This is a genomic window from Thermostichus sp. MS-CIW-26 (assembly GCF_054059115.1).
In genome coordinates this window covers 21,179-29,241 of the sequence record NZ_JBSSBV010000035.1, presented here as the reverse complement: position 1 = coordinate 29,241, position 8,063 = coordinate 21,179, and the positions used below count along the sequence as shown (strand labels likewise).

At 59.5% G+C, this 8,063-nt stretch carries 6 protein-coding genes; 2 read left to right on the top strand and 4 right to left on the bottom strand.

All coding sequences use genetic code 11. The annotated features are described in order from the left end of the window. Positions 1–220: 220 nt before the first annotated feature. Together leuS and ACVWZU_RS10925 are read right to left on the bottom strand one after the other, a co-directional pair. Entirely contained in the window at positions 221–2,869 is a 2,649-nt protein-coding gene (gene leuS / locus ACVWZU_RS10930; RefSeq protein WP_457444872.1) for a leucine--tRNA ligase, read from the bottom strand. A 284-nt stretch (positions 2,870–3,153) separates the two neighbouring features. Then, positions 3,154–4,044 (bottom strand): ferredoxin--NADP(+) reductase, encoded by an 891-nt coding sequence (locus ACVWZU_RS10925; RefSeq protein ID WP_414388625.1) that lies wholly within the window; start codon positions 4,042–4,044, stop codon positions 3,154–3,156. 351 nt (positions 4,045–4,395) lie between these two features. Here ACVWZU_RS10925 and ACVWZU_RS10920 point away from each other — a divergent pair, with 351 nt between their 5' ends. Next, complete coding sequence (locus ACVWZU_RS10920) at positions 4,396–5,403, top strand: phosphoribulokinase (RefSeq protein WP_011434422.1); 1,008 nt, start codon at positions 4,396–4,398, stop codon at positions 5,401–5,403. 86 nt (positions 5,404–5,489) lie between these two features. Beyond that, a complete protein-coding gene (gene pgl, locus ACVWZU_RS10915) occupies positions 5,490–6,221 on the top strand; it encodes a 6-phosphogluconolactonase (RefSeq protein WP_457444869.1) in 732 nt (243 codons plus the stop codon). Positions 6,222–6,372: 151 nt separating this feature from the next. Here pgl and ACVWZU_RS10910 read toward each other — a convergent pair whose 3' ends face one another. Then, complete coding sequence (locus ACVWZU_RS10910; protein ID WP_414344534.1) at positions 6,373–6,795, bottom strand: hypothetical protein; 423 nt, start codon at positions 6,793–6,795, stop codon at positions 6,373–6,375. Between the two features lie 399 nt (positions 6,796–7,194). Further along, on the bottom strand, positions 7,195–8,022 hold the full coding sequence (locus tag ACVWZU_RS10905; protein WP_457439839.1) for a tetratricopeptide repeat protein: 828 nt from the start codon (positions 8,020–8,022) through the stop codon (positions 7,195–7,197). Positions 8,023–8,063: the final 41 nt, after the last annotated feature.

Sequence of the window (8,063 nt, the reverse complement as noted above, 5' to 3'; positions counted from 1 at the left end):
CAACTCTTGTGGGACTATCAGCTTGCAACGTACAGAGATAGTCTGGCTCATGGGCTTATTGTAGTTTATCCAGACTTTTGACCAGCAAACCTATAAGGAGGCGGGCTTTCCTCCCGACACCAAGCCTGCGGCTATGGTGCGGGCCTCCAGCCCGAAAATTTGGTGAAAGCCCCGATCCCGTTCGTGTCAGCAGTGCGGAACATTTTGGCCAGGCCCGCCGTTAGAGGACAAAGTTAACCAGCTTTTTCGGCACCACCACCACTTTTTTGGGTGTTGCCCCCTCCAGGTATTTCTGCGCTGCTTCTGACCGAAGGGCCAACTGTTCCTGCTCCTCCGGCGTTACCTCGGCAGGGGCCTCAAACGAGCCGCGCAATTTGCCGTTCACCTGAATCACAATGGTCACCGTGTCGGCCACCAGCGCTGCCGGGTCATAGCTGGGCCAAGACTGCCGATGCACCGAGTCTGCGCCCCCCAGCGCCTGCCACAGCTCCTCCGCAATATGGGGGGCAAAAGGCGCCATCAGCAACACCAGCGTGCGGATCCCCTCTGCATAGACCGGCGAATCCGGGATCCCGGCCTCCCCCAGAGCATTGCTCAGCTTCATCAGCTCGGCAATGGCGGTGTTGAATTGATAATCGTTTTCCAGATCTTCGCTGACTTCCTTGATGGCGGTGTGGATGGCCCGGCGCAGATCTTTTTCCGCCTTGGTCAGGGATCCCACCTCGACCTTGGCCGGCAACAGCTCTGAGACCCTGCCCCGCCAGGACTCCGTCCCGCCACCGCGAACGACAAACTCGTACACCTGCCGCCAGACGCGGTTGAGAAAGCGAAATTGCCCTTCCACGTCGGCATCGTCCCACTCCAGATCCTTCTCCGGCGGGGCCTTGAAGAGGATAAACATGCGGGCCGTATCCGCCCCGTAGTGGGCCAGCACCTCCTCAGGATCCACGCCGTTGCCCTTGGACTTGGACATGGTAGCGTAGATAACTTGCAGGGGCTCGCCCGTTTCCGGATCCCGCGGGTCGTTGGGATCCTTCACCAGAGCTGCCGGGATCCAGCGATCCTTGCCGGACTTGTTGGGGTTGTAGTAGGTGCGCCCTTGCACCATCCCCTGGGTGAGCAGACGCGAGAACGGCTCGTCAAAATCCAGCAGCCCCCGATCCCGCAACACCTTGGTAAAAAAGCGGGAATAGAGCAGGTGCAGGATGGCGTGCTCGATGCCGCCCACGTACTGATCCACCGGCAGCCAGGCGTTCACCTGGTCTTTGCGGAAGATCTCTTGGTCGTTGCGGGCATCGCTAAAGCGCAGGAAGTACCACGACGAGCAGATGAAGGTGTCCATGGTATCGGTTTCCCGGCGAGCCTCCGCGCCACAGGTGGGGCACTTCACCTTCACCCAGTCCTCCAACTGGGCCAACGGGGATCCCCCTCGCCCCGTCAGCTCCACATCCTCCGGCAAGAGCACCGGCAGATCCTTCTCCGGCACCGGCACAATGCCACAGTGGGGACAATGGATCACCGGGATGGGACAACCCCAGTAGCGCTGCCGCGAGATCAGCCAATCCCGCAGGCGGTAGTTGATCTGCTTTTCCCCCAGCCCCTGGGCTTCCAGCCAGGCGATGGCTCTTTCCACGCTTTGCCCTGGGCCTTTGCCCACCGGGATCCCGTCTAGGGGGCCAGAGTTGATCATCACCCCTTCCCCCGTCCAGGCAGCCTGCAGTTCTGAGGACTCCGTCCCGCTGGCGCGATCCGCTGAGGCCGGAGAACCCTCCGGCGGCTGCACCACCCGCTTGATGGGCAGGCCGAACTTGCGGGCAAACTCGAAATCCCGCTGGTCGTGGGCAGGCACAGCCATGATGGCCCCCGTCCCGTAGCCCATCAACACATAGTCGGCAATCCAGATGGGGATCCGCTCTTGGTTAACGGGGTTGATGGCGTAGGATCCCGTCCAAACCCCTGTCTTTTCCCGGTCTTCGGCGCTGCGCTCGATCTCGCTGCGGGCAGCGGCCTGGGCTTGATAGGCTCTGACGGCCTGCAGTTGCTCGGCGGTGGTGAGCTTGTCCACCAAGGGGTGCTCCGGCGACATCACCATGAAGGTGGCCCCCCAGAGGGTATCGGGCCGGGTGGTGAACACTGCCAGCTCGTCCCCTGCCTCGGTTTTGAAAATCACCTTGGCCCCTACCGATTGGCCAATCCAGTTCTCCTGCATGGTGCGCACCCGCTCCGGCCAGCCGGAGAGCTTTTCCAGATCCGCCAGCAGTTGGTCGGCATAGGCGGTGATTTTGAAAAACCACTGCTTGAGCATGCGCTTTTCCACCAGGGCGCCGGATCTCCAGGAACGCCCCTCCGCATCCACCTGCTCGTTGGCCAGCACCGTCTGATCCACCGGATCCCAGTTCACCGCCGCCTCTTTCTGGTAGGCCAAGCCCGCCTGCAAAAATTGCAGGAAGATCCACTGCGTCCACTTGTAGTAGTCCGGCGAACAACTGGTAATCTCCCGCTCCCAGTCGTAGGACAGGCCCAACCGCTGCAACTGATCCCGCATCTGGGCAATGTTTTGGTAGGTCCACTTGGCCGGTGGGATCCCCCGGTCGATGGCGGCATTCTCCGCCGGCAGGCCAAAGGCATCCCAGCCCATCGGGTGCAACACCGCGTATCCCTGCATTCGTTTGTGGCGGGCAATTACATCGGTGATGGTGTAATTGCGCACATGCCCCATGTGCAGGTTGCCGCTGGGATAGGGGAACATGGACAGAGCATAGAATTTGCGGCTCCCGTCCTTCAGCTCTGGGGTGCGATCCAGCCCGATTTCACGCCAGTGGGCTTGCCACTTGCTCTCAATGGCCTGGGGATTGTAGCGCGCGTCCACGGTTCGATGCTCCTGGGAAAAAAGCGCATACGCTGGGAGATAGAAGCATTTTGACATACTCCCCACGCCAATCGCGCCGGCGGAGCACAGCTCTCGGGCAAGGCTCTGGTCACGAGTTTCACGAAGCACTTCGGGAAAGGAGCTCCTGCACCACATTCTTGTCCCCTAGCTGCCCAGCCTGTGCCACAAACTATTGCCCATCGACCACACGGTACGGATAGCCTCATCCGGCACCTTGCAGAGGAGCGGGATCCCTTTGGCTCTGAAAACCCGACAAGCAGAGATCAGTAGGTTTCTTCGTGCCACCTGTCCGCCTTCTTCAGCTCCTTCTGGAACTTGCTCCAATCCTGACCGGCTTGTTCGGCCAAAGGCCCCATGACGTTGTTGATCCCGTCCTCCATCCCCTTGAGGCCGCAGATGTAGGTGTAGGTGTTGGGCTGTTGCAGCATCTCCCACAGCTCGGCGCCGTACTCGGCCATGCGGTTTTGCACGTACATTTTCTTGCCATCGGGGGTTTGTTGCTCGCGGCTGATGGCGTAATCGACGCGGAAGCGATCCCCGTACTGGGCTTTCCAGGCCTCCAGATCCCCGTGGTAGAGCAAGGTGGAAGTGGTGGGCACCCCAAAGAACAGCCAGATCTTGCCCTGATAGTTGGGATCCTCTTCAAACAGGTGCTTGATGAAAGCGCGAAAAGGGGCAATGCCGGTGCCGGTGGCGATCAAAATCAGGTTGGCATTCTCATCTTCGGGCAGTAGGAAGGTTTTCCCCGATGGCCCCGTGATCATCACCTCGTCGCCTGCCTTCAAATCGGTGAGGAAGCCGGAGCAGACCCCCACCCCCGGTTGGCCCGTCTCTTTATCGACATATTCGGCCCGCTTCACACTCAAAGAGACGGTGCGCCCCTCCCCATCATCGCCAAAGCGAGTGGAAGCGATCGAGTAGAGGCGGGGCTTGTGGGGTTTGCCCTTGGCATCTTCGCCAGGAGGAATGATGCCAACGCTTTGCCCTTCTAGGTAGCGGTAGTTGGGATCCGGCAAGCTGAGCACAATGTGCTTAGTCAGTCCGGGTGCTCCTTCACCGACAATGGAGTAGGTCTCCACGCAGTGGCCGATCAACGGTGCGTTGGGACGATACAGATTGACGACAACCTCTCGCTTTTCTGCGCTGGCAACCATACCTGCGATCTGCTCCTGGCACTGGGAGGAAATGAGTTTACATATAGCAAAATAGCAAACACCACAGCAGCCCGGCTGCTCAAATGGAACTTGTCAGAGGAGAAGCAGACGACCTTCGCCAGCCCCCCAGGCCGTCCTGAGAGCGGCAACCCCGGAAAAATAATCCCGGCCAAGCTCATCGGCCAAAAATATGGATTTTTTGTTAAATTGTTGCTTAGGGTGCCCACCTCTCTGGCCTGCCAGCGGCTTGTGATGTAACGGCTTCATTTGGTATCATGCAAGACCGTAACAGTTGGTAACTTTCTAGAGCCTTTTTCTCAGTTTTGCCCTGCCCGTCCCCAAGGAGTTCCCATGGCAAGCAGTCCTGATCGTGTTGTGATGATTGGTGTCGCCGGAGATTCTGGCTGTGGCAAGTCCACCTTTTTACGCCGGCTGGGGGATCTATTTGGCCGGGATCTGATTACCACCATCTGTCTGGATGACTATCACTCCTTGGATCGCTACCAGCGCAAAGAGAAGGGCATCACGGCGCTGGATCCCCGCGCCAACAACTTCGACCTGATGTACGAGCAGGCCAAGGCGCTTAAGAACGGCCAAAGTGTGATGAAGCCCATCTACAACCACGAGACGGGGATGATTGACCCGCCGGAGCTGGTGGAGCCCAACCGCATCATCGTCCTGGAGGGGCTGCATCCCATGTATGACGAGCGGGTGCGCGAGCTGCTGGACTTTAAGGTGTACTTGGATCTGGCCCCGGAGATCAAGATTGCTTGGAAAGTGAAGCGGGACATGGCCGAGCGGGGCCACACCTACGAAGATGTGTTGCGCTCAATCGAGGCTCGCCGCCCGGACTTTGAAGCCTATGTCGATGTGCAGAAGCAGTACGCCGATGCCGTCATTGAGGTTTTGCCTACCCAGTTGTTGCCGGAGCTGGATCCAGAGCACAAAGTACTGCGGGTGCGGCTGATCCAGCGGGAAGGGGTGAAGTACTTCGACCATGTTTATCTCTTTGACGAAGGCTCCACCATCGATTGGATCCCCTGCGGCAAAAAGCTGACTTGTTCCTATCCAGGGATCCGCCTTCACTACGGCCCTTCCACCTACTTCGAGCACCCAGTCTCGATTTTGGAGATCGACGGCACCTTCGACAAGCTGGAAGAGGTCATCTACATCGAGAACCACCTGAGCAACCTGTCCACCCGCTACTATGGCGAGCTGACGGAACTGTTGCGCAAGCACCCAGAATACCCGGGATCCCGCAATGGCTCTGGTCTGATTCAGATCATCGTGGGCCTGAAGCTGCGCGCCCTCTACGAGCAAATTCGGGCAGAAGCCAAAGAGCTGGCGGTGGCTTCCTAGTGTTTGCCCCGCTTAGGGGATCCCTTCGGTAAAGTGTTGGTGCAGGTCGGCTGACCCAGCATAGGTCGGCAGTAGGGCTTCGGTGTATGCAGGGATTCCAGTTGGAGATCTTTCCAGAGGGATCCGTCCTGATCCAACGGGCCATCGAGATTTGGCAAGCTCGGTCAGCCGCTGCCATTCGCGAGCGGGGACGCTTTACGGTGGCCTTGGCGGGAGGGAGCACCCCCAAGAAGCTGTATGCTGCCCTGGCCCAAACCCCAGGGATCCCTTGGCAACAAACCTGGCTGTTCTGGGGAGACGAGCGCTATGTTCCCCCGGATCACCCTGAAAGCAACTACCGTATGGTACGAGAAACCCTGCTGCAGCAGATCGGGATCCCGGCGGCTCAAGTTTTCCCTATGCCCACCCAAGCGGGGGATCCCCTTCGCGATGCTGCCGAATACGAGGCGACCCTGCGGCAGATTTTCGGTACAGAGTGCCCTTCTCTCGACCTGGTATGGCTGGGAGTGGGGGAAGATGGCCACACAGCTTCCTTGTTTCCCGACACAGCCGCTCTGCAGGTGCAGCACCGCTGGGTGACGGTGGGGCAAAAAGGGCAGGAGCCGCGTCTAACCTTGACCTATCCCGTCCTCAATCAGGCAGCCCAGGTGGTGTTCCTGGTAACCGGAGCGAACAAAGCCCCCATCGTGAAAGAGGCGCTGACCACCGAGGCCCACCTACCCTGCCAGCGCGTAAACCCCAGAGGACGGCTGCTGTGGTTGCTGGATGCGGCGGCAGCAGCTCAACTGCCCCTGCTCTGTGTCCCGCTGCTCAGCTAAACAACAGGCGGGCTAACTGCCGATGGGATAGGATCCCCAGGCCCACCGCCCCCAAAATCATCCCAGCCCATTCCAGTGGCCACAGGTTTGATAGCCCCAGCGGCCAACGCACCAGGTTTCATGGGTCGAGAACCGGCGGGGCAGGGATCCCTCAGGGGTTGCCGGGCAAATTCTTCAGTACTGGAATCACCAGCTCTTGGACAGGCAACGCTACAGGCTGGGCGGAGTCACTGCTCAGGGAGCTGGATGGCGCAGAAGGGGAAGAGCTGGGGATCTCGCCCATGGGCCGCAGTTGCCAGCGGATGATCTGCTCGCCGCGGTAGAAGGTGACCAACAACTGATCCCCTTGCGATTGAATTTGCCAGGTGCCATCACCGCTGGTTACCGAAATATGGCCGCCGGAAAAGGGTGCATCCAAGGCCGGCCCCGATTGGCTCCAGATACGCCCGCCACCCGTTTCCAAGATCAATTGCACCGTCGCCCCCTGCCCCTGGCCGCTCAAAATTTGGCCGGTTCCGCTCCAAACTCGGGTTTCCGTCTGAGCCACGGCGGGTTGCCCAAGCTGCAGAACCATGAGCAACAGCCCTGCCCAGCTCCAGTGATTTCGCAGCCTCCCTCTCCCATCAGGGAAGAAGGAAGAAGAGCGAGAGAAACAAGCCATTGCACTCACGTTGATACCACGCGCCGCGATAGGACTGAAACAGACGAAGAAGAAAGCGACAAGGTGTCGCAGGAAGCAATCCTTTACACAGTCTTTTTCACAGTCTACCGAGAGGCTCCGGGATCCCTCTGCGCTCTCTTGGCTCTGGGTTAAGCCTGCTGCTGGAATCGGCCCTCGGCTTGATCCCAATCTAGCAATCTCCATACCCCCAGACAGGATGTAACCTGAGACTCTGGCTGCGGGGATCCCCAGCAACTGTTTCGTCAATGCGCAGAGTCAAGGCCCAGGGTATCTCCGACGCGATCCCGATCCTCACGACTTGAGAGAAAGGAAACGCTCCAGAGCTGCCACCATCGCCGGTGGCCAACGGCGGACGGTTTTCACCCATTCCAGGTCGGCGTAGCGGGGATCCAGTCCTTGCACAGCCACCCAATGACTTTCGGCCTCTCCTTGCCGACCCTGCACCCAAAGGATGGCACTGAGAGCAGCCCGCATATCTGGAAACTTCGGGTACTTGCGCACCAGAGCCCGCATCAAGCGCAGGGCAGCTTCTGTTTCGCCCACCTGGTAGAGGCTCAGAGCATAGTTGGCCTGAGCAAAGGCGTAGTCGGGAGCCAATTCTGTGGCGCGGCGGTAGTCAGCCAAGGCCTGTTGCCATTGGCCCAGCCCTGCTTCCGCATTGCCACGGTTGTTGTAGGCCGCCGCATCGTTGGGATCCAACTGCAACACCCGCTCATAATCGGCAATTGCTTCCTGCCACCGCCCCAACCCCTCCAAAGCAGCCCCTCGGTTGAGATAGGGATCCGGTGCCTCAGGGGCCAAACGAATGGCCTCAGCATAATCCTCCAGAGCTGCCTGCAGTTGGTGCTGGCTGACACGGGCATTGCCCCGGTTGCTCCACAGGGCCGGGTTGTCCGGCTGGATCTGCAACAGTTGAGTCCACAGGGCTTCCGCCTGGGCAAAATCTCCCCTCTGAGTTGCAGCAAAGGCCTCCTCAAACAGTCGATCGATCTCGTGATCTACCCTGTTGCTCGCTGCCGTTGCCACCACACCCGATCCAGGCCAGATAGGGATCCCTAGCCAAAACAGCAGCCCCAGCAGCAGCGCAGGGAGTAGGTTGGGTACACTGACGGACTTCATGGCTGCAAAAACCACCTTGGATGAGGTGTCCCCACCTGAAG

Coding starts and splice junctions, on each gene's coding strand:
- ACVWZU_RS10925 (WP_414388625.1), bottom strand. CDS start 4,044: ATGGTTGCCAGCGCAGAAAAGCGAGAGGTTGTCGTCAATCTGTATCGT.
- ACVWZU_RS10920 (WP_011434422.1), top strand. CDS start 4,396: ATGGCAAGCAGTCCTGATCGTGTTGTGATGATTGGTGTCGCCGGAGAT.
- pgl (WP_457444869.1), top strand. CDS start 5,490: ATGCAGGGATTCCAGTTGGAGATCTTTCCAGAGGGATCCGTCCTGATC.
- ACVWZU_RS10910 (WP_414344534.1), bottom strand. CDS start 6,795: ATGGTTCTGCAGCTTGGGCAACCCGCCGTGGCTCAGACGGAAACCCGA.
- ACVWZU_RS10905 (WP_457439839.1), bottom strand. CDS start 8,022: ATGAAGTCCGTCAGTGTACCCAACCTACTCCCTGCGCTGCTGCTGGGG.